Source organism: Pseudomonas sp. E1BtOHC1 (assembly GCF_058744285.1).
Window position 1 is genome coordinate 6,103,629 of sequence record NZ_CP196023.1, and the last position, 24,644, is coordinate 6,128,272.

Here is a 24,644-nt window from a genome sequence, read left to right on the forward strand (position 1 = left end):
TGATACTTCACGGCGCGTAGGACGGCGTGCATGTTAACGGCCAAGGCCGCATTTGTCATGTTATCCATAGGGCTTTTTGCACGAGCCGTCAGGAGCGATCCGCTCACTCGGGGTCTCATCGTGCAAATTGCATCACCGCAAAAAGCCATCATTGCAAAATGCAATTCATCGACATCTAAAATCCACCTCAAGTTATTGTTTTTAAAGAGTTTATCTACAGTTAAACTCTTGGCACGCAGGCTGCTTTATCAGTGGATAAAACACTGCGGAGATGACGCCCATGAACAGCGCCCTGTTTCTCTTGAATGCGATCGCCATTGCCGTACTGGTGGCTTTTCACTTTCAACCTGCAGACAACGCTGGCCCTGCCGGACTGTCCAGCGCTCGTTACAACCAGCACCCGACACCGCAGCTGGCAGTCATGAACGCCCAGGGCGAGCCTCGCAGCGTGACCAGGGTTACCCAGGAAAAGACACCGCAGCAACCAGCCGCCACGCCAACCGAACGCTGGATTTTTTAAGACCAAGACTTCAGGAGCCTTCTATGTCCACCGCAGCCAAAAGCCTGCTTATTCTGACGTTGCTCAGCGCTATCGCCGCCTTGCTGCTGCCGGAAGCCCCCCAGGCCAATGCAGCTCTGATCATCTGCGGCTCAATGTTCAGCCTATTCCTGTTGGCGCTGTTGGCCGGGCGCAAGATCAAGTTCGACCCGGTATTGCGCTGACCCCCTTCTCGCTCAGTATGACCAGCAGCCCCTCCAGGGTTGTCGTCAACTCACCCGAATTGTCTAGACGCACGACCTGCTCCTCATCCAGCCAGGCAGCAGTGGCAAATTTTTCATTGCGCTGCAGGCGACGCTCTATCTCCGGCAGGCTTTCCCTGCCTCTACGCAGCAGGCGACGGCGCAATACGTCGGTATCGACCATCAGAACTATCGGAATTAAATCAGGATAACGCTCCCGCGCTTGAGGCAAATGACCTCTAGAGCCGTTGACCAGCACATTCTGCCCCTGCGCCAGCCAAGCATCGATCTGCGCGGGAATGCCATAACCCAGACCATTGGCTCGCCAAAACAAGGCAAAATCGCCCCGAGCCACCCGTCGCTCGAACTCCTCGGCAGTGACCCCCAACGCCTCCTCGCCCACCGACTCGGCCGAGCGCGTGATCACCCTTCTTACAACCTCACATCCCAACGCACTTAAAGGCTGCCTGGCCGCATCAATCAGGCTATCCTTGCCGGCCCCTGAAGGCCCCATCAAATAAATCACTCTACCCGGCATAGGCTGCCGCTCCGGACAGCACAACTAGTAAATCGGCCATTTGCCACTATCCTCTAACAGGTAGGGATTACACTCTCACCCGCATAGCATGCACCTTCGCCCGTGCACTGACACTCCCGTCGAATGGGAGAATGCGGCCAACAACGCGGGCCCGGCGATCTTTTCAAACCAGTCCGCATTTCTGATAATTGGTGCTGGCATAACGCCTTTATCCAGTTCAATATTTGTCACAGAATTGACGCCAAGGATCTGGCAATTTTGAGGCATGATGCGGGCCTCTTAACAATTCAGGTTGAACATTTGGCAATCAGGCTTGTCCTAAAAGACAGCCCGCGGCCAATTCCGAGAACCGCTCCCCTGAACTAACCGGTTAAATATATGCGCCCATTGAAACAGGCAATTTATTCCAGCCGTACGGCTGACAAGTTCGTCGTACGTCTACCCGACGGGATGCGTGAACGCATTGCCGAGGTGGCTCGCAATCATCACCGCAGCATGAACTCCGAAATCATCGCGCGCCTGGAACAGAGTCTTATTCAGGAAGGTGCCTTGGGTGAAGAGTTGAGCATGCGCCTGGATAGCCCTGAGCTGTCCTTGCATGAACGCGAACTGCTTCAACGCTTCCGTCAACTCTCTCATCGCCAGCAGAACGCTTTGGTTTCGCTGATCGCCCATGACGCCGAAATGGCCGCAGACGCCAACTGATTTCACCCTGAAAGCTCAAGCCAGCCTAGCCGCTGGCTTTTTTTTGCCTGCGATAAAAGCAACGAAGCGCCATAAAGGCGCTTCGCGAATAAACCGATGTGCGAGGCTGGCTCAGAGCAGGAAGATCGTCGCCAAACCAAGGAAGATGAAGAAGCCACCGCTGTCGGTCATGGCAGTAATCATTACGCTGGCCCCCATTGCCGGGTCACGCCCCAAGCGCGCCAGCGTCATGGGAATCAGAACCCCCATCAGGGCCGCCAACAGCAGGTTCAGGGTCATCGCGGCGGTCATCACCACTCCCAACGACCAACTCCCGTAGAGCATGTAGGCGACAACACCGATCACCCCACCCCAGACCAGACCATTGATCAGGCCTACTGCCAGTTCCTTGCGCATCAGGCGTGAAGTATTCCCAGTACTCACCTGGTCCAAGGCCATGGCCCGGACAATCATGGTGATGGTCTGATTACCCGAATTGCCGCCGATACCCGCAACAATTGGCATCAGTGCCGCCAGGGCTACCAGCTTTTCGATAGAGCCTTCGAACAGACCAATCACTCGAGACGCGACGAACGCGGTAATCAGATTGATTGCCAGCCAGGCCCAACGGTTGCGCAGGGACTTCCAGACCGAGGCGAAGATATCCTCCTCTTCCCGCAGACCGGCCATATTGAGAACTTCGGTCTCGCTCTCCTCACGAATCAGGTCGACCATTTCGTCAATGGTCAAACGGCCGATCAGCTTGTCGTTCTTGTCAACCACCGGGGCCGAGATCAAGTCATAACGCTCAAATGCCTGAGCCGCATCGTAGGCATCTTCATCCGGATGAAAGCTCACCGGGTCGCTGGCCATGACTTCCGCGACCTGCTTGTCCGGATCATTAACCAACAGACGCTTGATCGGCAGGACACCCTTGAGCACGCCGTCGTAATCCACCACAAACAGCTTGTCGGTATGGCCCGGCAGCTCCTTGAGACGGCGCAGGTAGCGCAGAACCACTTCAAGACTGACGTCCTCTCGAATCGTCACCATCTCGAAGTCCATCAGCGCACCGACCTGCTCCTCGTCATAGGAGAGCGCAGAGCGAACTCGCTCACGCTGCTGGCCGTCAAGGGCTTCCATCAACTCATGGACGACGTCTCGCGGCAGCTCGGGAGCCAGGTCAGCAAGTTCGTCGGCGTCCATCTCCTTGGCAGCAGCCAGGAGCTCGTGATCGTCCATGTCGGCGATCAGGGTTTCACGTACGGAATCGGATACTTCGAGAAGGATGTCGCCGTCACGCTCGGCCTTGACCAACTGCCAGACGGTCAGGCGTTCTTCAAGAGGCAAGGCTTCAAGGATGTAGGCAACGTCGGCAGAGTGCAGATCATCGAGCTTGCGCTGCAATTCGACGAGATTTTGCCGATGGACCAGGTTCTCGACCCGATCGTGATGGTGACCTTCCTGACGGTGCGTCAGGTCTTCAACCACCCGCTGGCGCTGCAGCAGCTCAACGACTTGAGCGAGGCGGTCTTGCAGGCTTTCCTGCGTTTTCTTTACTTCTACTTCGGTCATAGGCGAACTCCACTCCCAGCAGAGGAGCACGCCGGAAGGATCAATCAGTCAGTTCATGATTGTGAAAACGGGATACTGAGTAACTACTGGGTAAGTCCATGGAGGTATTCCACAAGCCCCGGCGGGGCTGACGGGCGCAATGATACACCGCTTGGCAGTTTTAAACGTTAAAAAATCGCGGCAAGAACAAGCGCTTGCGGCATAAACCTGAGTAGTGTCCGAATCTATGAAACTGCGACGCCCCGGCAGAAAAAGAAAACACACACCGGGAGAAAAAAGTTCGGCGACAGGCAGAGCATTCGACTTCCGAAGACCAAAGCCGTTCCAGCCGGACGAGCAAGAAGAACGACAAATAAATAAAACGCAGAAAGCAAAAAGCCCGCATCTTTCGATGCGGGCTTTCTGGTGTATGGTGCACTCGACAGGATTCGAACCTGTGACCGCTCGGTTCGTAGCCGAGTACTCTATCCAGCTGAGCTACGAGTGCATTTTGTGTTTTTAGACCAGACCACAACTGGCTGAAGCCAAGTTAACTACATTGCTGCAACTAACTCTTAAATGGTGCACTCGACAGGATTCGAACCTGTGACCGCTCGGTTCGTAGCCGAGTACTCTATCCAGCTGAGCTACGAGTGCATTTGTTGCCGCGCATTATAGGCCGTTAAATCTTTTTGTAAAGCACTTTTTCTAGTAATTTCAACAACTTACAGAAGAAGCCAGATTACAACGTACTAAACAAATAATGGCGGAGAACGGGGGATTCGAACCCCCGACACCCTTTTGAGGTGTACTCCCTTAGCAGGGGAGCGCCTTCGGCCACTCGGCCAGCTCTCCGCAACACGGGGCGTATATTAACCAGCTTTCTCCCCGTTTGCAAACAAAAAAAACGATAAAAATTAATGGCTTGGTTCTTCGTCCTTCTCTTTCTTTATCCGCAGGTAAATTTCCTCACGGTGAACCGCCACTTCTTTGGGGGCGTTGACACCAATACGCACTTGATTACCTTTGACGCCGAGCACGGTCACAGTGATCTCGCCATCACCAATGATCAGGCTTTCTGCGCACCGACGAGTCAGAATCAGCATACCTTTCTCCTCACGCATTACATTTTCAGGGACTACAGTCTGCAAAAAAAAGGGTGTCGGCCTACAACCTGGTCGGCTGCAGTCCTACACGCCTAAGTATTGACTAGCACGGGCAAAAGAACAGTTTTCTGCCGTGCCGATCAAAAACACAAAGGGCGCGGTCAGACCGCGCCCCTTTCAAACACCTATCACTCGCCCTGGCGGGCTGGAGCGTCAAGCTCGAACGCGGTGTGCAACGCACGCACTGCCAACTCCAGGTACTTCTCTTCGATCACCACCGAAACCTTGATTTCGGACGTGGAGATCATCTGGATGTTGATACTTTCCTTGGCCAGGGCTTCGAACATGCGGCTTGCCACACCCGCGTGGGAGCGCATGCCAACACCAACGATCGAGACCTTGGCAATATTGGTATCACCGACCACCTCACGGGCGCCGATCTCACGGGCGGTGTTTTCCAGCACAGTCTGGGCCGCCAGGTAGTCATTGCGGTGCACGGTGAAGGTGAAGTCGGTGGTGTTATCGTGCGAAACGTTCTGCACGATCATGTCGACTTCAATGTTCGCCGCACTGATTGGGCCGAGAATCTTGAAGGCCACGCCAGGATTGTCTGGCACGCCACGGATAGTCAGCTTGGCTTCATCGCGGTTGAAAGCGATGCCGGAAATGATCGGCTGTTCCATGGATTCCTCTTCATCAATAGTAATGAGGGTGCCCGGACCCTCCTGAAAGCTGTGCAACACGCGCAGCGGAACGTTGTACTTGCCAGCAAACTCGACCGCGCGGATCTGCAGCACCTTGGAACCGAGGCTAGCCATTTCCAGCATCTCTTCGAAGGTGATCTTGTCCAGGCGCTGAGCCTTGGGTACCACACGTGGATCAGTGGTATAGACGCCATCTACATCGGTATAGATCTGGCACTCGTCAGCCTTCAGGGCCGCTGCCAGCGCCACACCGGTGGTGTCGGAGCCACCACGACCCAACGTAGTGATGTTGCCGTGCTCGTCAACGCCCTGGAAACCGGCAACCACAACCACACGCCCGGCCTTCAGGTCACCACGAATCTTCTGATCATCGATCTGTAGGATTCGCGCTTTATTGTGAGCGCTATCGGTAAGAATGCGCACCTGGTTGCCGGTGTAGGACACCGCCGGAATACCACGCTTGATCAACGCCATGGCCAGCAACGCAATGGTCACTTGCTCGCCGGTGGAGACGATCACATCCAGCTCACGGGGAACCGGTTTGGCTTCGCCACTGATCTGCTTGGCCAGATCGATCAGGCGATTGGTTTCGCCGCTCATCGCCGACAGCACGATCACCAGGTCATCGCCGGCTTCGCGGAACTTCTTCACCTTGTCGGCGACCTGCTCGATCCGCTCGACAGAGCCGACCGAAGTGCCTCCAAATTTCTGTACGATCAAAGCCATTTTCTAAGCCGCCTCAGCCCGTAAAGGGGCGCCCGTTAATCAATCAAACTGCACAGCGCAAGGGCCCGCCACTAGACGACGGGCCCGGCTCGGCGCCTTAAATACCCTGTTCGACAAATGGCACGGTCAGGGCCAGTGCCCCATCCAGCGCAGCAGCATCAACACCACCGCCTTGAGCCATGTCTGGACGACCACCACCCTTCCCACCCACTGCCGCAGCGGCTTGTTTCATCAAATCACCGGCTTTGAGTTGGCCAGTCAGGTCCTTGGTTACACCCGCAACCAGTACGACCTTTTCCTCATGGACACTGCCGAGCAGGATCACTGCGCGGCCGAGTTTGTTTTTCAACTGATCCACCAGCGCCAACAGCGCCTTGCCGTCCTGGCCGTCAAGACGCGCAGCCAGCACTTTCACGCCCTTGACGTCTGCCGCTTGAGCGGACAGATCATCACCCGCCGCACTAGCTGCCTTGGCCTGCAGTTGCTCAAGCTGCTTCTCCAGCAGACGATTGCGCTCCAGCACGGCCGACAGTTTGTCGATCAGGTTGTCACGGCTGCCCTTGACCAGGGTCGCCGCTTCCTTGAGTTGTTCTTCCGCAGCGTTCAGGTACGCCAAGGCCGCAGCACCGGTGACCGCTTCGATACGCCGTACGCCGGAAGCCACACCGCCTTCGCTGGTGATTTTCAGCAGACCGATGTCGCCGGTACGGTTGGCGTGGATACCGCCGCACAGCTCAACCGAGAAATCACCGCCCATGCTCAGTACGCGCACACTGTCGCCGTACTTCTCGCCGAACAGCGCCATGGCCCCCTTCTTCTTGGCGGTATCGATGTCGGTCTCTTCGGTTTCCACCGCCGTATTCTTGCGAATCTCGGCGTTGACGATGTCTTCCAGGGCCTTGATCTGCTCGGGCTTGATCGCTTCGAAGTGGCTGAAGTCGAAACGCAGGCGCTGACTGTCCACCAGCGACCCCTTCTGCTGTACATGCTCGCCCAGTACCTGGCGCAGTGCGGCGTGCAGCAAGTGGGTGGCCGAATGGTTCAGCGAAGTGGCGTGACGCACGTCGGCATCGACCTGAGCTTCAACCGGAGCACCCACAATCAGGCTGCCCGACGCCAGTACGCCGTGGTGCAGGAACGCACCACCGGTCTTGGTGGTGTCGCGCACATCAAAACGTGCACTGCCAGCCTGCAGGTAACCGCAGTCACCGATCTGTCCGCCGGACTCGGCGTAGAACGGAGTCTGGTCAAGAACCACAACCCCTTCTTCGCCTTCATTAAGTACGTCGACCGATTGCCCTTCTTTATAGAGGGCGACCACTTTGGCCGAACCGCTGGTGGCGTGATAGCCGGTGAACTCGGTGGCCACATCGACCTTGACCAGACTGTTGTAGTCCATGCCGAAGGAGCTGGCGGAACGGGCACGTACACGCTGGGCTTCCATCTCGCGCTCGAAACCTTCCTCATCGAGGGTCAGGCTGCGCTCACGGGCGATGTCACCGGTCAGGTCCATGGGGAAACCGTAGGTGTCGTAGAGCTTGAACACCACGTCGCCCGGCACTACCGAGCCTTCGAGTGCCGCCAGATCCTGTTCGAGGATCTTCAGGCCCTGCTCCAGGGTCTTGGCGAACTGCTCTTCTTCAGCTTTCAGCACGCGTTCGATATGCGCCTGCTGGGATTTAAGCTCTGGGAAGGCTTCGCCCATTTCGGCCACCAGGGCCGCGACGATCTGGTAGAAGAAGCTGCCCTTGGCCCCCAGCTTGTTGCCGTGACGGCAGGCACGACGAATGATCCGTCGCAGCACATAACCACGACCTTCGTTAGACGGCAGCACGCCGTCGGCAATCAGGAAACCGCAGGAACGGATGTGGTCGGCCACCACTTTCAGCGACGCCTGGGCATCATTGGTGCAACCAATGGCCTTGGCTGCCGCGTCCAGCAGGCTCTGGAACAGGTCGATTTCATAGTTCGAGTGCACATGCTGCAGCACTGCGCTGATCCGCTCCAGGCCCATGCCGGTGTCCACCGACGGCGCCGGCAGCGGGTGCAGAACGCCATCGGCGGTGCGGTTGAACTGCATGAACACGTTGTTCCAGATTTCGATGTAGCGATCACCGTCCTCTTCAGGCGAGCCGGGTGGGCCGCCCCAGATATCGGCGCCGTGATCGTAGAAAATCTCGGTGCAAGGGCCGCACGGGCCAGTATCGCCCATGGTCCAGAAGTTGTCGGAAGCGTAAGGCGCGCCCTTGTTGTCACCGATGCGCACCATACGCTCGGCCGGCACCCCGACTTCCTTGGTCCAGATGTCGTAAGCCTCGTCGTCGCTGGCGTAAACCGTGACCCAGAGCTTTTCCTTCGGCAGGTTCAGCCACTTGTCGGAGGTCAGGAAAGTCCAGGCGAAAGTGATGGCGTCATGCTTGAAGTAGTCACCGAAGCTGAAGTTGCCCAGCATTTCGAAGAAGGTGTGGTGACGAGCGGTATAACCGACGTTTTCCAGGTCGTTGTGCTTGCCGCCGGCGCGGACGCACTTCTGGCTGCTGACAGCGCGGGTATAAGCGCGCTTTTCCTGACCCAGGAAGCAGTCCTTGAACTGGTTCATCCCCGCGTTGGTGAACAGCAGGGTGGGGTCGTTGCCTGGGATCAAAGAGCTGGAGGCTACACGGGTGTGGCCTTGCTCTTCGAAGAAGCGAAGGAAGGCTTCACGGATTTCTGCGCTTTTCATTAGGTTCTTCCACGGAGACTGCGGCCAAAGGCCTGTGCGCAACGTCAACAGACGAAACGACGGCAAAGGGCCGCATTATATCGGCGTTAATCACTTGGTACAGCGTGTTTGTACGATACAAACAGTCAATTGGACGGAGAACACTGTCAGTTACGGGAAAACTCGGCAAAAGTGCTCACCACTTGTTCGATTTGCCCGGAACTGACATTCAAATGGGTTACCAGGCGCAGCCGTGACGCGGCGCTGAGGCAGATCCCTCGCTCGGCGGCGAACGCCTTGAGGGCTTCCGCCCGTTCCCCCATCTGCACATACACCATATTGGTCTGCACCGGTTCGACACTGAAGCCCGCCTGGCTCAGCCCCTGTGCCAGCAACTGCGCATTGGCATGGTCATCCGCCAGACGCTGTACCTGATACTCCAGGGCATACAGCCCCGCTGCTGCCAGCCCACCGGCCTGGCGCATGCCACCGCCGACCATCTTGCGCAGGCGCCGCGCCTTGTCGATCAGCTCACGGGAGCCGCACAACACCGAGCCCACTGGCGCACCGAGGCCCTTGGACAGGCACACCGATACTGAATCGAAGTGTTCGGTGATCACCCGGGCATCCACCCCCAGCTTCACCGCCGCGTTATACAGCCGCGCACCATCCAGGTGCAGGGCCAACCCCCGCTCGCGGGTAAAGGCCCGAGCCTGGGCCAGGTAAGCCAGGGGAAGCACCTTGCCCTGCATGGTGTTTTCCAGGGCCAGCAAGCGCGTGCGGGCAAAATGAAAGTCATCGGGCTTGATCGCGGCCGCCACCTGATCCAGGTCCAGGGAGCCGTCGGCCTGAAGCTCCAGCGGCTGAGGCTGGATCGATCCCAGCACCGCGGCGCCACCCCCTTCATATTTATAGGTATGGGCCTGCTGGCCGACGATGTACTCATCGCCTCGCTCGCAGTGGGCCATCAAGGCCAGCAGATTGCTCATGGTGCCGGAAGGTACAAACAGGGCAGCGGCGAATCCCAAGCGTTGTGCCAGTTCCGCCTCCAGCTGATTGACCGTCGGGTCTTCGCCGTAGACATCGTCTCCGGTACGGGCGCAAGCCATGGCCTCGAGCATGCCCGGGGTCGGCTGGGTCACGGTGTCACTACGAAGATCGATCACGCTCATCACATCTGGCTCCGGCTACGGGGGACCGCAAGGTCCGCGCTAAACAGGGGGAATTCCCTTTCGAAACGAATTACTGCGGCCCCACGGGCGATTAATCAAGCAGCAACTGTAGAAAACCTTGCGCCACAGGGTGAAAAATCCGATGAACATTATCCAAAAGACGCAATGCTTCCCCGCCAAATCTGTGTTAAAAACTCACCGCCCGTGAAAAACTCGCGGGCAATCGTTCTCAGGGCGGGGTGTAATTCCCCACCGGCGGTAATTGCGCGCAATGTGCATAGCCCGCGAGCGCTTGGCGATGCCCGTGGCAAGGCCACAGGTGACGACAAGGTCAGCAGACCCGGTGTGATTCCGGGGCCGACGGTCATAGTCCGGATGAAGAGAGAACGGGATTGGCGCCAAAGGGCCGTTGTCGGACAGCTTGTGGGAAATCCACGGCCGTTCTGCGCGCACCCTTAAATCCCATTCGATTCATATACGCCCTGTTTTTCATACAAACAGGAGTCAGAACAGATGCAACCCACCGCAATCGATAGCAAAAGCAAACACCACCCCAACGAGCGCGTCGCCTTTATCCAGGCCTGCTGGCACAAGGAAATCGTCGATCAGAGCCGCCAGGGTTTCGTCGCGGAAATGCTCGCCCAGGGTTATCAGGAAAGCGATATCGACTTCTTCGAAGTCGGCGGCGCTTTCGAGATTCCTCTGCACGCCAAACTGCTGGCCAAGTCCGGTCGCTACACCGGCATCGTCGCCGCGGGTCTGGTAGTGGACGGCGGCATCTACCGTCATGAGTTCGTCGCCCAGTCGGTAATCAGCGGCCTGATGCAGGTGCAGTTGGAAACCGAAGTGCCAGTGTTCTCCGTGGTGCTGACCCCGCATCATTTCCATGCGGGTGAAGAGCATCAGAAGTTCTTCTTCGAGCACTTCGTGCACAAGGGTCAGGAAGCAGCGAAGACCTGCGCCGATACCCTGCAGAAGGTTCGGGCCCTGCGCCGCAATGAGCAGCGTGCGGTTGCCGTTTAAGCGATAAGAGCATCGCCGGCAAGCCCGCTCCTACAGAGTTGTTCAGGAGTCGGCCTGCCGGCGAACCTCAGGCCAGGCCGTCAGCCGTGGTCGGCACAATCAGAATCCCTGCACGCAGGCCGTTCTTGACCTTAGGGTTGGGAAAAATGATCCGCGTGCCCTCTTCCTCGATGACCCAACGGGTCTGGGCGATATCCTCGGCCAGCAGGTAACCCACTTCCAACTCGGAAAAGTTCTCGACGTCCGCCGGCAAATGCAGGTGGAAGCTGTCGCTGTGCTTGATGATTTCCCGCGCCACGCTGAACAGTTGCAAACCGTCGAGACTGTCCTGCTCCGCTCCAGGCTCGGTGCCTTCGATGATGTGCTTGAGACGGGTTTCCAGGCGCTCGACATTGACGCCCTGGTTCTGCCCGAATGGCCGCGCCTTGCCCAGTTCCAGCGTGAAGGACTCGGCCCCCAGTTGATCGTAGGTGTAGGCACTGAAGACGATGGAAGGCTTGTTTTGCAGCAGCACCGCCTCCATGCCGGCGGCCCGCAGGCGCGACAGTTCACGGCGCGAATGCCGGCGCCCGTCCTTCCACGGATAGAGGGCAAACTGCTCGATCTTCGAACCACGAATCGCCGTGTGCAGATCGTAGTGCAGGCGTTCGCGATCCGGCAGATTGAAGAAACTTGCCGCCAGACGCTCCAGCTCGCAAGCCCGCAGGGCTTCGAAACCACTGCTCAACTCATGCCGGCCGTTGAACAGCCGATTGACGTCCTGCTCGACGAATCGCTCGCCACGGCGCATGGCCTCGGGGTTGCCGAACAGGAACAGAATGCGGGCCCTGGGCTTCAAGTCGCCCCGGGCAATGTCATGCAACAAACGGTCGAGCAGCTCGATGGGAGCCGTCTCGTTGCCGTGGATACCGGCGGACAACAACAGGTCCAGACCGTTATCCCGAGCTTCGGGCGGCCGTACTTCCAGGGCGCCCTCGCTCAGCCAGCGCATGCGCACGCCGTCGACAGTCAGTTGAGTCTTCTCTGCCGGTTCACGGCCGGCGAGGGTCAGTTCAAGCAGTTTGCCGAGGGCGAGCATAAAGCGGCTTCCTTAGTGAGCGTGACCGCAGTCAGGGCCATGCACGTGATCATCTTCACCAGCGTCGGCCGGTTCCATTTCCAGTTGCAGGCTGACCAGGTTGGTGGCCAGCGGACGCAGCAGCAGGCTAGCGTATTCGGCATCGCCCTCTTCCACGTCCACGCCGATCAGCAATTGGCCACGGCCGTCCTGCTGGATCCACACTTCCTTGCCCTGCCACAGCACCGCGAAGCGGGTGCAGGAGGTTTGCAGTTGGGTGCCGTCGGTGTCTTCAAGGATCAGTTGCAGGGTATCGCTCATGGGGTCGTTCTCATCTGGGGTGAAGCGGAGCGCCCGGATCAGCCGGGCGCGGGCTTTCAATTGATCTGGAAGGGATAAACCGCGCCCAGTTTAAGGATTTGCGTCAGTTCATCCAGTGCCGTCCGGCATTCAAGCAACAGCTGCGGGTCCGCCAGATCACTTTCACTGAGGCGGTCGCGGTAGTGCTTGCCGACCCATTGGGTCAGGGTGTCGTACAACGGCGCGGTCATGATAACCCCAGGATTGACTGCCGCCAGCTCGGTTTCATTAAGAGCCACCCGCAGACGCAGACAAGCCGGGCCACCGCCGTTCTGCATGCTCTGCTTGAGATCGAAAACCTTCACTTCACGGATCAGGCCACCCGAGCTGGTGAGGCTTTGCAGGTACTGCCAGACCCGCTCGTTGCTGCGGCACTCTTCCGGCACGATCAGCAGCATCGAACCATCGGCACGGGACAGCAGTTGGCTGTTGAACAGGTAGGAGCGCACCGCATCTTCCACCGTCACCTGCGAACGCGGTACACAGATCGACTGGAAGTTGCCGCCGCGCTTGCCCAGTTTGCCCTGCAGTTCAGCGAGCATCTTCTCGGTCTCGAGGAAGGCATCCTCGTGATAGAACAGCACCTCGCCATTGCCAACGGCGATCACGTCGTTGTGGAACACGCCCTGGTCGATCACCGAAGGATTCTGTTGGGCATAGACCACACCCTCCTCGCTCAGGCCATGCAGACGCGCCACGGCTTGCGAGGCTTCCAGGGTCTGACGCGCCGGGTACTTCTGCGGTGCCGGGTAGCGGTTGTCGAAGGCGCTGCGACCGAAGACGAAGAACTCGACACCGGCCTGGCCGTAATCACGGCAGAAACGGGTGTGATTGGCCGCGCCTTCATCACCGAACTGCGCCACCGCCGGCAACGCCGCGTGATGGGCGAAATGTTTCTGGTCGGCGAACATCGCCCCCAGCACGCGACTGGTGGTCGGGTGCTCGATGCTGCGATGGTACTTGCAGTTGAGGTTGGCGGCGGTGAAGTGCACACGACCGTCAGCCGTGTCGGCGCTTGGGCTCACCGTGGCGGCATTGGCCACCCACATGCTCGAAGCGGAGCAACTGGCCACCAACAACGGCATCGCCTGCTTGGCGGCTTGCTGAATGACTTGCGCATCGGTCCCGGCAAAACCCAGGTTGCGCAAGGCCGCGACATCGGGCCGCTCTTGCGGAGCGAGCACGCCTTGCTGAAAGCCCATTTCCATCAGCGCTTTCATTTTCGCCAGGCCTTGCAGCGCCGCTTCCTTGGGATTGGAGCCCTGCTGGCTGTTGCTCTGGGAGGCGACGTTGCCGTAGGACAAACCGCCGTAGTTATGGGTCGGCCCCACTAGACCGTCAAAATTGACTTCATAGGATTTCATCAGCGAGGCTCCACGAATCTGTTTGTTATAGGCATCGGTTCAACACAGGGCGAGCGTTTCGCGCTCGTTCGCCGGCCAGCCGGCTCCGACACAGATCTGCAGGAGCCAGCTGGCGGGCGAAGAGACCATAAAGGCCTCTCGAATCAGGACAAGCGCACACCCGGCGTCAACGCGCTCGGCAGCACCAGGCTCGGGGTTTCCAGGGAAGCCACCGGATACGCGCAGTAATCCGCCGCGTAATAGGCACTGGCCCGATGGTTGCCCGAAGCCCCGACGCCACCAAAAGGCGCGCTGCTGGCGGCACCGGTCAGCTGTTTGTTCCAGTTGACGATCCCGGCACGGCTCTCCAGCCAGAACTGCTGGTAACGCTCGGCAGAATCCGACAACAGACCGGCAGCCAGGCCGTACTGAGTGTTGTTGGCCTCGGCAATGGCTCCATCGAAATCAGCGTAGCGGATCACTTGCAGCAAAGGTCCGAACAGCTCTTCATCAGGACGCTCAGCCACCGCCGTGACATCCAGGATGCCCGGGGTCAGCAAGGCAGCCTGAGCCTGGGGTTGAGTCATTTCCAGCAAGGCTACGGCGCCATTGGCCAGCAACTGTTGTTGCGCGTCCATCAGCGCACGGGCGGCGCCAAGGGAGATCACCGACCCCATGAAGGGCGCAGGCTGTTGATCGTAGCCACCCACATCGATGGTCGCGCTGACCGCCACCAGGCGCGCCAGCAAGGCATCACCCCAGGCCCCTTGCGGCACCAGCAAGCGGCGAGCACAAGTGCAGCGCTGACCGGCAGAGATGAAGGCCGACTGAATAATGGTGTAGACCGCTGCATCCAGGTCGGCGACCTGATCCACCACCAGCGGGTTGTTGCCGCCCATTTCCAGAGCCAGGATCTTGTCCGGACGCCCAGCGAACTGCTGGTGCAGATGATTGCCGGTGCGGCTGGAGCCGGTGAAAAACAGGCCATCGATACCTGGGTTGGCGGCCAGGGCGATACCGGTTTCCCGGGCGCCTTGCAACAGGTTGAGGACGCCCGCCGGAAGACCGGCTTCGATCCAGCACTGGACCGTCAGCTCGGCCACTTTCGGCGTCAGCTCGCTCGGTTTGAACAGCACGCTGTTGCCCGCCAGCAGCGCAGGAACGATGTGCCCGTTAGGCAGATGCCCGGGGAAGTTGTAAGGGCCGAACACCGCCACCACGCCGTGGGGCTTGTGCCGCAGCACCGCCGTGGCATCGCCCAACGGGCCGCTCTTCTCGCCGGTACGCTCGCGGTAGCTCTGCACCGAGATAGCAATCTTGTTGACCATGCTGGTCACTTCGGTGGCAGCTTCCCACAGGGGCTTACCGGTTTCCTCACCGATGCAGCGAGCCAGTTCGTCGGCACGCGCCTTCAAGCTGGCGGCAAACGCCTCCAGCACACTGATGCGCTCTTCCAGCGAACGCTTGGCCCAGGCTGGAAACGCCTGGCGAGCCGCCTGCACGGCGCTTTCCACTTGCGCGGCAGTGGCGCCGTTACCGGACCAGATAACCGCCTGGGTCACCGGATTGACCGAGGTGAAGGCTTCGCCCTGGCCAGCCAGCCATTGGCCGGCAATGTACAGCGTGCTCATTATTTCGACTCCCGAGAAGCAGACAGCGGAACCGCGCGGACCTGGTCGCCGGCGTTGAGTTGCAGGCGCTTGGCGGTCAGTGGATCGACCACCAGGGTGCCCGCAGCGAAGCGTGCAGGCGCCGCAGTGATGCGGCAGTCCTCGCGTTTACGGTTGTGGATCAGGAACGGCGTGGCGTCGTCGCCCGGGGTGCCGATGGCCAGCACCAGTGCCTGGCTGTCACGCACCGCGCGGATCTTGCTGGTCTCGCACTCCACCGCCGGGCCGGCGTCGAAGATGTCGACATAGCCCTGGTAGCTGAAGCCCTCGCTCTTGAGCATGGCCAGGGCCGGCTCGGTGTCGGTGTGGACCTTGCCAATCACATTGCGTGCATCCTCGGACAGGAAGCAGGTGTAGAGCGGGAACTTGGGCATCAGCTCGGCGATGAACGCCTTGTTGCCAACCCCGGTCAGGTAGTCGGCCTGGCTGAACTCCATCTTGAAGAAGTGACGGCCCAGGCTTTCCCAGAACGGCGAGCGGCCATTCTCATCGGACATGCCGCGCATCTCGGCAATGATCTTGTTGCCGAACAGTTGCGGGAATTCGGCGATGAACAGCATCCGCGCCTTGGCCAGCATGCGGCCATTGAGGCCGGTGCGGTAATCGGCGTGAAGGAACAAAGAGCACAGCTCGGAGTTGCCGGTCAGGTCGTTGGCCAGGAACAGCGTGGGAATCTCACGGTAGATATTCAGCTCCTGGGAGGCGCTGACCGTCAGGCCGACCCGAAAGTTGTACCAAGGCTCACGCAAGCCGACGGCACCGGCAATGGCGGAAATCCCCACCACTCGGCCATTGTCGTCTTCCAGCACGAATAGGTAGTCCGCATCGCCGCGTCCGGCTTCGCCGCGAAAGGTCTTTTCCGCCCAGCCAACCCTGTGGGTCAGGCGCTCTTCGTTGGCCGGCAAGGTGGTGAGGCCGGTGCCGGTGCTGCGGGCCAGGTCGATCAGCGCGGGTAAATCGCTGCTGCGTACGGGACGAACGATCATGCTATCTCCTCAAACACAGGCCGCTGGCGGCCTGCGCGAAACTCGCTGCTTTCTAGGCATGCTTTCCAGGTCGTGAAAGCAGGGGTTAAACCGCCACCAGGCGCACGCTGGCACCTTCGCCGACGCCCAGGGCTTCGGCCGTTTGCAGATCCAGGGTCACCGGTTTGCCCGGGGCGTAATCCAGCTCCAGCAACACGGCGCGGTAATCCTGCAACTGACCGTTGGACACCAGGTACTGGCGACCGCCGCCCTTGAGCGCCTCGCCAATCTTCACCGGTACCACGCGGCTCTGGGCAATGGAGCGAATCCCCGAAACCCGTGCATGCAAGGTAGGACCACCGTCGAAGATGTCGATGTAGTGATCGGTTTCAAAACCTTCGCGCATCAGGATGTCAAAGGTGATCTGCGCCCGCGGGTGCACCTGGCCCATGGCTTCCTGGGCGGCGTCCGGCAGCAGCGGCACATAGATCGGGTAATGGGGCATCAGTTCGGCAAGGAAGGTCCGGCTCTTCAGGCCGCACAGGCGCTCGGCCTCGGCATAGTTGAGGTCGAAGAAGTTACGCCCGATGGCGTCCCAGAACGGCGAATCGCCGTGCTCATCGCTGTAGCCGACGATCTCGGTCACCACCGAATCGGCGAAACGCTCCGGATGGCTGGCGACAAACAGCAGGCGGCCCCGGGAGTTGAGCTCCGACCAGGGCGACCCCACCAGTTCCGGCACCACATAGAAACTGGTCAACAGGCTGTTGCCGGTCAGGTCGTGGCACTGGGACAGGACGTGAATCTTGTTGTGAATCTTCAGCTCGCGGGACGCATGAACGAAGGTTTCGTTGCGAAAGCTGTAGAACGGCTCGGAATAGCCGGCAGAAGCGACGATGGCCGAACAACCCACCAGCTTGCCGCTGTCGGTGTCCTCAAGGACGAAGAAGTAGCTTTCTTCGCCGTTGAAACTCACTTCAGCCGCGAACGAAGCCTCACTTGCAGCGATCTTGTCGCTCAGGCGATCCACATCATCGGGCAAGGAGGTGACACCAATCGGGCTGTCTGCAGCCAGACGCTGTACCTCGCCCAGATCAGCCATTTGCGCGGGGCGCATCACCAGCATGGTGTCACTCCTTACTCTAAAACAGGTCGGAAACCGTCCGACTCAGGGAAAAAAATGCCGGGACAGCCCGGCACAGGAATTAGGCTCGACGCCGGCCACTAAAGCCGACGCCGAGGAGTACTGCTACCTGGATCAGGCTTGAGTCAGTTTCGCTACGGCGCGCTCGAAGCGGTCCAGGCCAGCGTCGATATCGGCATCCTCGATCACCAGGCTCGGAGCAAAGCGCACCACGTCCGGACCGGCTTGCAGAATCATCAGGCCTTCTTTCTCGGCGGCGTTGAACACATCCTTGGCCTTGCCCTTCCAGGCTTCGCTGAGCACACAACCGAGCAACAGGCCCAGGCCGCGGACTTCAGTGAACAGGCCGTACTTCTCGCCGATCTGCAGCAGACGGGTCTTGAAGCGGTCGTGCTTGGCCTTCACACCATTGAGCACCTCGGGGGTGTTGATCACATCGATCACCGCCTCGGCCACGGCACACGCCAGCGGGTTGCCGCCGTAGGTGGTGCCGTGGGTGCCGACCACCAGGTGCTTGGCCAGCGCTTCGGTGGTCAGCATCGCCGCGATCGGGAAACCGCCGCCCAGGCTCTTGGCGCTGGTGAGGATGTCCGGGGTCACGCCGTAATGCTGGTAGGCGAACAACTCGCCGCTGCGGCCCATGCCGGTCTGTACTTCGTCGAATACCAGCAGCGCGTTGTGCTGGTCGCACAGCTCGCGGGCGCCTTGCAAGTAGGCCAGCTCAGCCGGCAGCACGCCGCCTTCACCCTGGATCGGCTCCAATACCACGGCGCAAGTCTTGTCGGAAACCGCCGCCTTCAAGGCTGCCAGGTCGTTGTACGGCACATGAGTGATGCCGGTGATTTTCGGACCGAAGCCGTCGGAATACTTCGACTGGCCACCGACGTTCACGGTGAACAGGGTGCGACCGTGGAAGCTGTTCAGCGCGGCGATGATTTCGTACTTCTCGGCACCGAAACGATCGTGAGCCACACGCCGGGCCAGCTTGAAGGCGGCCTCGTTGGCTTCTGCACCGGAGTTACAGAAGAACGCGCGCTCAGCGAAAGTGGCGTCGATCAGCTTGTGGGCCAGACGCAGAGCCGGCTCGTTGGTGAACACGTTGGACACATGCCACAGTTTATTGGCCTGCTCGGTCAGAGCTCCCACCAGCGCCGGATGGGCGTGGCCCAGTACGTTGACCGCGATGCCGCCGGCGAAGTCGATCAGCTCCCGTCCCGACTGATCCCAGACTCGAGACCCCGCGCCGCGCACAGGAATGAAAGCGGCAGGTGCGTAGTTGGGAACCATCACCTGGTCGAAATCGGCGCGTTGCACCGGAGCTTGCTCAACGGACATCGGAGTCTCCTGAAGAGGAACACCCGCCTGAAACTGGCGAGCGATGGAGGGATTGTAAGGACAGTTTTGTGCCCGGCCTTGTCGCCAAGCGACAACTTCTTATAGCGCCAACCCCGGTTTTACGCGGGTTTATGGCAATGCGACAAATAGCGTCGCAAAGGCGCAGTTTAAACTGCGCGCAGGCTCAGCGGCAGATTTGCCGGGCAATTTGCCCGAGGTAATTACCCAGGTAGTTATTCACATAGCTATCCAGATAGCTGCGTGGCGAGCGGACCCAAATCCCGAAAAGGTTATCGGCGTTACGCCAACAAGGTGGCGCGAGTGGGTTGCCTGGGGGATTCGCCGGCAAGCCGGCTTCTACAGGACGGGGTCAGCCGCGTTCGGCTGGCACGGAGGAGAGTTCGAACGGGCTGCTGCTGCGCCGTTGATTGCGATCTTCACGGGGGGTGGCGCCAAAGAAATTGCGGTAGGCGCTGGAGAAGTGCGGACCGGAGGAGAAGCCGCAGGACAGGCCGATCTGAATGATCGACTTGCTGGTCTGCATCAGCATCTGCCGCGCCTTGTTCAGGCGCAGTTCCAGGTAATACTGGCTGGGCACCCGATTCAGGTACTGCTTGAAGATCCGCTCCAACTGACGTCGAGACACACAGACATGCTGGGCAATCTCGTCGGTGGTCAATGGCTCTTCGATATTGGCCTCCATCAGCAGCACTGCCTGAGTCAGCTTCGGATGGCTGGAGCCCAGACGGTTCTGCAGCGGAATACGCTGACGCTCGCCACCCTCACGGATGCGCTCGACCACCAGCTCTTCCGAAACCGCACCGGCCAGCTCTGCGCCGTGATCCCGCGCCAGCACCGCCAGCAACAGATCCAGCACCGACATGCCGCCACAGGCCGTCAGGCGATCACGATCCCAATCGAACAGATGACTGGTGGCAATCACCTTGGGGAAGCGTTCGGCAAAATCATCCTGCCAGCGCCAGTGCACCGCAGCCCGATAACCATCGAGCAGACCCAGTTGGGCCAGCGGGTAAACCCCGGCGGACAGCCCCCCAATTACACACCCGGCACGCACCAACTGCTTGAGGGCGCTACTGAGGGTCGAACTCATCGGTGCCGGTGGCTCATCGGCCAGCAGGAACAACTTCTGACAACCTTCAAGCTTGCCCGCCCAAGGCTCCCCCGGCAGTTGCCAGGCACCTTCGACCGGCGCTTCGGCCTGCAGGAATGCCAGCTCATAAACCACGTCCGGGTGCACCCGCTGGGCAACACGCAAGGCCTCCTCGGCCAGCGCCAGCGTCAAGGCTTTAGTGCTGGGCCAAATCAGGAAACCAATTCGATGGGCAGTCATGGCGGGCAATCCGAAACGAAAACAGTGTTAGAAGCCAAGGGCGGCAGCACCAAGTTAGACCATCTGGCGCGCGGTGCGCAGCATGACCTAATTTGGTGCATAACGGCAGCTATTACTTGAGGCTGCCGGAGAGGAATTGTTGCAAACGTTCTGATTGCGGGTTCACCAGCACTTCCCGCGGGTTGCCGCTTTCTTCCACCACGCCTTTGTGCAGGAACACCAACTGGTTGGAGACTTCACGGGCAAAGCCCATCTCGTGAGTCACCACCACCATGGTCCGGCCTTCCTGGGCCAGGGCCTGCATGACCTTCAACACGTCACCCACTAGCTCTGGGTCCAGGGCCGAGGTCGGCTCGTCGAACAGCATGACTTCCGGCTCCATGGCCAGTGCCCGGGCGATAGCCACGCGCTGCTGCTCACCACCGGACATGTGTCCCGGGTAGGCATCCTTGCGGTGCGCCACACCCACCTTGGCCAGGTAATGCTCGGCCTTCTCGCGAGCCTCGGCCTTGGACACGCCCAGCACATGCACCGGTGCTTCCATGATGTTTTCAATGGCGGTCATGTGCGACCACAGGTTGAAGTGCTGGAACACCATCGACAGGCGCGAACGCATGCGCTGCAGCTGCTTGGGATCGGCAGCCTTCAGCGCGCCGTCCTTGTTGGCCACCAGCTTCAACTCTTCGTTGTTCAGCAGGATCTTGCCGGCATGGGGCTGCTCGAGCAGGTTGATGCAGCGCAAAAAGGTACTTTTGCCCGAGCCACTGGAGCCGATGATGCTGATCACATCGCCAGCTGCGGCCTTCAGGGACACGCCCTTGAGCACTTCGTGACTGCCATAGCGCTTATGCAGGTCTTGGACTTCAAGTTTGTACATGCGGTCGGTTCTCACAAAAACAGTCAGTCGTTGAGCAAGCGCCCGTGACGCAGCGCTTCGCGCCCCGCCACCTTGGCCAGCCAGAAACCGGGTTGGGCATAACGCAGCCGCTCAACGGCGAACAACACGCCGCTGGTGCCAGCACACACCGTACTGACCCGATCGGATAGGGGATCAATCACTTCAAAAATCGGTTCGCCCACTTCTACCCAGCTCCCGGCCGGACGCAGAAAGCTCACCACGCCAGGGTGCGGCGCATACAGCAATTGGGTGCCTTCAAATGGCATGGCTTCGCAGGCTTCATGCGCGGGCGCAGGCCACTCACCGGCAATCAACCCCTGTTCGGCGAGAAACGCCAGGATGCCGGCAGCATGCGCCTCGGCCTGAGGACGCCCGGTGTCGGCCTGACCGCCCAGCTCCAGAGTGGTGGCCAGGCAGGCCAGGGGAATCTGCGCCTCGGGAAACTGTTGCGACAGACGCAACCAGGGCAGCGAACAGGCCTCATCGAACGAGCTGCCACCGGAATCTTCCGCCAGCAACCCGACCTTCACATCCAGGTGCGCCGCCAGGGAACGCCACTGCGGCCAATGCTGCGGCAAGGCGTACATATGCAGCGCCGCCTCGGTATCGCAATGCAGGTCCAGCACCACATCCGCCGTACAGGCATGACTCAGGAGCACCCGCTGCATGCCCTGCAACTGGCTTGCAGCCGGTGGCAACTCGGACAGCACCTCGCTCATGGCCTGACGGATCAAGCGCACATTGGCGTGAGGATCGTCCCCCAGACGCCCTTCCAGGCGCTGGGCCACAGGCCCGCTCAACTCGACAAAGTCGCGGTTGAAGTTCTTGCCGCTACCGGCTTCGAAACGTCCCTGGTGATTGCCTTGCAGCAACTGCCCCAACCCCAGCGGATTGGCCACGGGCACCAGTTCGATAACACCGTTGAGAGCACCTTCGGCTTCCAGTTCGGCCAGGCGCTTCTTCAGCTCCCAGGCGGTACGCATGCCGGGCAACTCGTCTGCATGCAGACTGGCCTGGATATAGGCCTTGCGCTCGCCACTGCCGAAACGGAACACCGAGATGCTGCGCTCGCTGCCCAGGTGGCTCCAGGGCAATGGATGATCGATACGTTGCATATCAGTGCTTCCGCGGTGCCAGGTAGCGCAGCCAGCGGCCTTCGGCCAGCTTGAACAGGCGTACCAGGATGAAAGTCAGGCACAGATAGAACACGCCCGCGGTGATATAGGCCTCGAACGGCAGGTAGTACTGCGCATTGACCGTGCGCGCCGCGCCCGTGATGTCGATCAAGGTCACGATGGACGCCAGACTGGTGGTCTGCAGCATCATGATCACTTCGTTGCTGTACTGCGGCAGAGCCCGGCGCAGGGCCGATGGCAGGAGAATGCGGCGATACATCTTGTAGCGCGACATGCCCATGGCCTTGGCCGCCTCGATCTCACCGTTAGGCGTGGCCTTGAGGCTGCCGGCGATGATTTCTGCGGTGTAGGCGCTGGTGTTGACGGCAAAGGCCAGGCAAGCACAGAAAGTTGCGCTGGACAGCCAGGGCCAGAGGAAACTCTCACGCACCGCTTCAAACTGGGCCAGGCCGTAGTAGATCAGGAACAACTGCACCAGCATCGGCGTGCCACGGATCACATAGGTGTAGAGCCAGGCGCTCATGTTCACCAATGGCTGCTTGGACACCCGCATCAGGCCCAGGGGCAAGGCCACCAGCAAGCCGAAGAACAGCGACAGTGCCAACAGTTTCAGAGTGGTCAGCAAGCCGCTGAAGTACAGCGGCAAGGCGTCATAGATGACGTTGTAGTCGAAGATCATAGATCAGCCGCCCTTACGCCTACCGAGTAGCGCTTCTCAAGGTGACGCAATGCCAGCAACGAGACACTGGTGATCACCAGGTACATCGCCGCCACTGCGAGGAAGAAGGTGAAAGGCTCGCGAGTGGCGTCTGCCGCCTGCTTGGCCTTGAACATCATGTCTTGCAGTCCCACCACCGAAATCAGTGCAGTGGCCTTGGTCAGAACCAGCCAGTTGTTGGTGAAGCCGGGAATCGCCAGGCGAATCATCTGCGGCACCATCACCCGGAAGAACACCTGGAAGCTGCTCATGCCGTAAGCCATGCCCGCCTCGGCCTGCCCCTTGGGGATCGCCATGAAAGCGCCACGGAAGGTTTCCGACAGATAGGCACCAAAGATAAAGCCCAGGGTGCCGATACCGGCGGCCAGCGGATTGAGGTCGATGTAATCGTCGTAGCCCAGCAGCGGTGCCACACGGTTCAGCAAGTCCTGGCCGCCGTAGAAGATCAGCAGGATCAGCACCAGATCGGGAATGCCACGAATCACCGTGGAATACAGGTCGCCGAGCCAGGCCAGCCAGCGCACCGGCGAGAGGCGCAGCGCGACCCCGATCAGACCCAGAACAATGGCCAGGGCCATGGACGACAAGGCGAGCTGAAGCGTCAGCCAAGCGCCATCGAGGATGACAGCCCCGTAGCCTTTCAACATGATTCAGGTCCTCGAAAATTGGGATGAAAAAATGGCGCAAACTTCAGAGATTCTGCTGCTTGCGCCATCTCGGACTGACTGTTTCGACGGTCTTACTTACCGTAGATGTCGAAGTCGAAGTACTTGTCCTGGATTTGCTTGTACTTGCCATTCTCACGAATGGCAGCGATGGCGGCGTTGATCTTGTCCAGATCGGCCTTGTCACCCTTGCGCACAGCAATCCCTACGCCGTCGCCGAAATATTTGACGTCAGTGAAGGCCGGACCGACGAAGGCGAAGCCCTTGCCGGCGTCAGTTTTCAGGAAGCCGTCATTCAACAGCGTAGCGTCCGCCACGGTGCCGTCGAGGCGACCGGCCGCCACATCCAGATAGATTTCGTTCTGCGAGCCGTAAGGCTTGATCTGTGCACCCAGCGGCGCCAGGACTTCACGAGCGAAACGCTCGTGGATCGAGCCACGCTGCACACCGATATTCTTGCCTTTGAGCTCAGCCAGGCCATCGCTGACCTGAGTACCGGCCTTCATCACCAGACGGGCCGGAGTGTTGTAGTACTTGTTGGTGAAGTCCACGGACTTCTTGCGATCATCGGTGATCGACATGGACGAGAGAATGGCGTCGATCTTGCGCACTTTCAGCGCCGGGATCAGGCCATCGAACTCCTGCTCGACCCATACGCACTTGACCTTCATCTCTTCGCACAGGGCATTGCCGATGTCGTAGTCGAAACCGACGATGCTGCCGTCCGGCGCCTTGGAGGCAAACGGAGGGTAAGCCGCTTCGATACCAATTTTCAGGGGCTTTTCATCGGCGAAAGTCGGCAGGGACAGCACGGACAGTGCCAGGGCGCCAAGAAGCACGAGTTTCTTCATCTTAGAACTCCATCGGTAAAGGGCGAAAACGGCAGAGTGAGCGACAGCCCAATATGCGAATGGGTGGAACCTGAATTGCCGCGCTGCGTCCCGGGAAGCCCGCAGAGGACTCACACACAGGCAACGACGAGCGAGTGACCGGCATTCTAACGACAGGCTGGAAGCCGATATTTCCTCAATGCGACAACAAATTACAGAAGCA

General features: G+C 59.6%; 23 protein-coding genes, 3 tRNA genes and 1 riboswitch. Of the genes, 4 read left to right on the top strand and 22 right to left on the bottom strand.

Translation table 11 applies throughout. The features are described from left to right. Window positions 1-280 precede the first annotated feature (280 nt). Together ACSSVC_RS27470 and ACSSVC_RS27475 are read left to right on the top strand one after the other, a co-directional pair. Complete coding sequence (locus ACSSVC_RS27470; protein WP_492611717.1) at window positions 281-520, top strand: hypothetical protein; 240 nt, start codon at window positions 281-283, stop codon at window positions 518-520. A gap of 23 nt (window positions 521-543) precedes the next feature. Then, complete coding sequence (locus ACSSVC_RS27475; protein ID WP_346632327.1) at window positions 544-723, top strand: PA3371 family protein; 180 nt, start codon at window positions 544-546, stop codon at window positions 721-723. On the opposite strand, the gene phnN is transcribed toward ACSSVC_RS27475, so the two are convergent. Beyond that, entirely contained in the window at window positions 698-1,279 is a 582-nt protein-coding gene (gene phnN / locus ACSSVC_RS27480; RefSeq protein WP_346632328.1) for a phosphonate metabolism protein/1,5-bisphosphokinase (PRPP-forming) PhnN, read from the bottom strand. The two genes, ACSSVC_RS27475 and phnN, sit on opposite strands and share 26 nt — an antisense overlap. Before the next feature lie 378 nt (window positions 1,280-1,657). Here phnN and ACSSVC_RS27485 point away from each other — a divergent pair, with 378 nt between their 5' ends. Then, window positions 1,658-1,984: an Arc family DNA-binding protein gene (locus ACSSVC_RS27485; protein ID WP_016968184.1), complete on the top strand. Its 327-nt coding sequence runs from the start codon at window positions 1,658-1,660 to the stop codon at window positions 1,982-1,984. 111 nt (window positions 1,985-2,095) lie between these two features. On the opposite strand, the gene mgtE is transcribed toward ACSSVC_RS27485, so the two are convergent. The 8 genes from mgtE to ltaE all read right to left on the bottom strand — a co-directional run bounded on the left by mgtE (window position 2,096) and on the right by ltaE (window position 9,926). Then, entirely contained in the window at window positions 2,096-3,538 is a 1,443-nt protein-coding gene (gene mgtE, locus ACSSVC_RS27490; protein ID WP_346632329.1) for a magnesium transporter, read from the bottom strand. 410 nt (window positions 3,539-3,948) lie between these two features. Then, window positions 3,949-4,025, bottom strand: a tRNA-Arg gene (locus ACSSVC_RS27495). Window positions 4,026-4,097: 72 nt separating this feature from the next. Next, a tRNA-Arg gene (locus tag ACSSVC_RS27500) sits at window positions 4,098-4,174 on the bottom strand. A gap of 107 nt (window positions 4,175-4,281) precedes the next feature. Then, window positions 4,282-4,372, bottom strand: a tRNA-Ser gene (locus tag ACSSVC_RS27505). A gap of 62 nt (window positions 4,373-4,434) precedes the next feature. After that, window positions 4,435-4,623, bottom strand: a complete 189-nt coding sequence (csrA, locus tag ACSSVC_RS27510; protein ID WP_002554426.1) for a carbon storage regulator CsrA — start codon at window positions 4,621-4,623, stop codon at window positions 4,435-4,437. A 188-nt stretch (window positions 4,624-4,811) separates the two neighbouring features. Beyond that, window positions 4,812-6,053, bottom strand: a complete 1,242-nt coding sequence (locus tag ACSSVC_RS27515) for an aspartate kinase (RefSeq protein WP_102860691.1) — start codon at window positions 6,051-6,053, stop codon at window positions 4,812-4,814. Between the two features lie 97 nt (window positions 6,054-6,150). Then, the gene (gene alaS, locus ACSSVC_RS27520) at window positions 6,151-8,775 is read right to left on the bottom strand and encodes an alanine--tRNA ligase (RefSeq protein WP_492611718.1); all 2,625 of its coding nucleotides are present in this window, start codon (window positions 8,773-8,775) and stop codon (window positions 6,151-6,153) included. Between the two features lie 146 nt (window positions 8,776-8,921). After that, on the bottom strand, window positions 8,922-9,926 hold the full coding sequence (ltaE, locus tag ACSSVC_RS27525; RefSeq protein ID WP_492611719.1) for a low-specificity L-threonine aldolase: 1,005 nt from the start codon (window positions 9,924-9,926) through the stop codon (window positions 8,922-8,924). A 221-nt stretch (window positions 9,927-10,147) separates the two neighbouring features. Next, a riboswitch (FMN riboswitch) is annotated at window positions 10,148-10,318 on the top strand. Between the two features lie 121 nt (window positions 10,319-10,439). Here ltaE and ACSSVC_RS27530 point away from each other — a divergent pair. Beyond that, complete coding sequence (locus tag ACSSVC_RS27530) at window positions 10,440-10,949, top strand: 6,7-dimethyl-8-ribityllumazine synthase (protein WP_102880592.1); 510 nt, start codon at window positions 10,440-10,442, stop codon at window positions 10,947-10,949. Window positions 10,950-11,016: 67 nt separating this feature from the next. Here the strand turns inward: ACSSVC_RS27530 and astE are convergent, their stop codons facing one another. From astE to ACSSVC_RS27595, 13 genes are all read right to left on the bottom strand, one after another. Further along, window positions 11,017-12,027 carry a succinylglutamate desuccinylase gene (gene astE / locus ACSSVC_RS27535; RefSeq protein WP_492611720.1) on the bottom strand — a complete coding sequence of 337 codons (1,011 nt, stop codon included), beginning with the start codon at window positions 12,025-12,027 and terminating at the stop codon, window positions 11,017-11,019. A gap of 12 nt (window positions 12,028-12,039) precedes the next feature. Further along, a complete protein-coding gene (locus tag ACSSVC_RS27540; protein ID WP_102860686.1) occupies window positions 12,040-12,327 on the bottom strand; it encodes a topoisomerase II in 288 nt (95 codons plus the stop codon). A gap of 56 nt (window positions 12,328-12,383) precedes the next feature. Further along, window positions 12,384-13,730: an N-succinylarginine dihydrolase gene (astB, locus tag ACSSVC_RS27545; protein ID WP_346632333.1), complete on the bottom strand. Its 1,347-nt coding sequence runs from the start codon at window positions 13,728-13,730 to the stop codon at window positions 12,384-12,386. 143 nt (window positions 13,731-13,873) lie between these two features. Further along, window positions 13,874-15,343, bottom strand: coding sequence for a succinylglutamate-semialdehyde dehydrogenase (gene astD, locus ACSSVC_RS27550; protein WP_346632567.1), 1,470 nt, complete (start codon window positions 15,341-15,343; stop codon window positions 13,874-13,876). Beyond that, a complete protein-coding gene (gene astA / locus ACSSVC_RS27555; RefSeq protein ID WP_402885479.1) occupies window positions 15,340-16,365 on the bottom strand; it encodes an arginine N-succinyltransferase in 1,026 nt (341 codons plus the stop codon). Before astA ends, astD begins: the two co-directional genes overlap by 4 nt. A gap of 85 nt (window positions 16,366-16,450) precedes the next feature. Then, window positions 16,451-17,470, bottom strand: a complete 1,020-nt coding sequence (aruF, locus tag ACSSVC_RS27560; RefSeq protein ID WP_346632335.1) for an arginine/ornithine succinyltransferase subunit alpha — start codon at window positions 17,468-17,470, stop codon at window positions 16,451-16,453. Between the two features lie 132 nt (window positions 17,471-17,602). Then, the gene (locus ACSSVC_RS27565; RefSeq protein ID WP_446439226.1) at window positions 17,603-18,823 is read right to left on the bottom strand and encodes an aspartate aminotransferase family protein; all 1,221 of its coding nucleotides are present in this window, start codon (window positions 18,821-18,823) and stop codon (window positions 17,603-17,605) included. A 370-nt stretch (window positions 18,824-19,193) separates the two neighbouring features. Beyond that, entirely contained in the window at window positions 19,194-20,174 is a 981-nt protein-coding gene (argR, locus tag ACSSVC_RS27570; protein WP_102860681.1) for a transcriptional regulator ArgR, read from the bottom strand. Window positions 20,175-20,286: 112 nt separating this feature from the next. After that, window positions 20,287-21,051, bottom strand: coding sequence for an ABC transporter ATP-binding protein (locus tag ACSSVC_RS27575; RefSeq protein WP_011062773.1), 765 nt, complete (start codon window positions 21,049-21,051; stop codon window positions 20,287-20,289). Between the two features lie 23 nt (window positions 21,052-21,074). Then, on the bottom strand, window positions 21,075-22,187 hold the full coding sequence (locus ACSSVC_RS27580) for a succinylglutamate desuccinylase/aspartoacylase family protein (RefSeq protein WP_346632337.1): 1,113 nt from the start codon (window positions 22,185-22,187) through the stop codon (window positions 21,075-21,077). Window position 22,188: 1 nt separating this feature from the next. Beyond that, complete coding sequence (locus ACSSVC_RS27585; RefSeq protein WP_102860679.1) at window positions 22,189-22,887, bottom strand: ABC transporter permease; 699 nt, start codon at window positions 22,885-22,887, stop codon at window positions 22,189-22,191. Further along, a complete protein-coding gene (locus ACSSVC_RS27590) occupies window positions 22,884-23,573 on the bottom strand; it encodes an ABC transporter permease (RefSeq protein WP_016968104.1) in 690 nt (229 codons plus the stop codon). Before ACSSVC_RS27590 ends, ACSSVC_RS27585 begins: the two co-directional genes overlap by 4 nt. A gap of 92 nt (window positions 23,574-23,665) precedes the next feature. Continuing rightward, window positions 23,666-24,442, bottom strand: a complete 777-nt coding sequence (locus ACSSVC_RS27595; protein WP_102860678.1) for an ABC transporter substrate-binding protein — start codon at window positions 24,440-24,442, stop codon at window positions 23,666-23,668. Window positions 24,443-24,644 lie beyond the last annotated feature (202 nt).